Below are 1,043 nucleotides of genomic sequence, written 5' to 3'. Positions count from 1 at the left end.
TACCACATAATTAAGTCCAACATTCGCAGGTGCTTTAAATACTCCTGAAGTGCTGTCTACTTTTGCATACACTCCCGCCATTGCTGATGATGGAACCATCACTACTGGTTTAGATTCAATTGCTTTTTTAGCCTGGTTATAAAATTCTGAACCGTTTGATTTTAACCATGCTAAATTATGTTGATTTACAGGCATTGTAACATCTACAAGAACTCCTAAATCATTTTTTACTTTATAACTAGTGATCTCAACATCTTTATCATCAAAGCTATAGCTCAAAACAGTTTCTAATTTTGGATAATACGCAGCTCCATATTTCAAACGCTCTCCGCTTGGTCCGGATGCCACATTATCTCTAAAATTTTTAACAGCATCAGGAGTGTTTCCAACAACATCCATAATTACGAATCTGTCTTTCATCATTTCTGCATGATCTAAAGCTAATTCATATAGATCATAGGCTTTTACCATATCTAAAGATTCAGCATCCGGGAAAACAATAAGTGTCGGTTCGTCTTCTTTTTCCAGAGTGGCAAGACCTGCTTCTAAATCAGCTGATTTTACTAATCCATCTGTCGGATATCCATTTGCTGTTCCTACTGAAACAATATAACATGGCCCGCCACCGTTTGCAAAATACATTTGCATAGCGTAGTACATTTTAAAAGTGCCTAGCTTGCTATCAAAAGTGGGAGTAATAACAGCATCCACAATTGAAATTTTGATCTTTTCACCTTCATTTTTTGCTTTTCCGAAAAGTGTTTCGTATTCCAACATAGAAGAAATTCTCGTTGGTTCATTTTTTGGCCCCTGCGCTGTATATCCGATAAAAGCTGGAATGGCCGTTTCTACTTGTGCTACAGATGGTGGGAATTTTGCGATTTCCTCTACGTAGACTCCTGGTGTTTTGTAATTCATTTTTGTTAATTTTTAAATTAATTATTATTATTTTCAATAGTTAAACCTTCGTGTGCCAATTCTAAAGTTTCAATGGCAACCTCATTACCTTCGGCTTTCAGATCTGTTGACTGTAATTTTAACGG

Annotated in this window: 1 protein-coding gene and 1 pseudogene; both read right to left on the bottom strand. The window is 36.1% G+C overall.

From position 1 onward, the window contains the following. Window positions 1-918: pseudogene (locus tag ASG22_RS09865) on the bottom strand (phage tail sheath family protein); the annotation flags it as partial. Between the two features lie 17 nt (window positions 919-935). Continuing rightward, the coding region (locus tag ASG22_RS09860) for a phage tail protein (RefSeq protein ID WP_185113800.1) at window positions 936-1,043 on the bottom strand (108 nt) is incomplete at its 5' end.

The sequence above is a fragment of the Chryseobacterium sp. Leaf405 genome (assembly GCF_001425355.1).
Lineage (GTDB): Bacteria > Bacteroidota > Bacteroidia > Flavobacteriales > Weeksellaceae > Chryseobacterium.
Note: the sequence above shows the minus strand (reverse complement) of the source record. Positions and strands in the feature narration are given on the sequence as shown.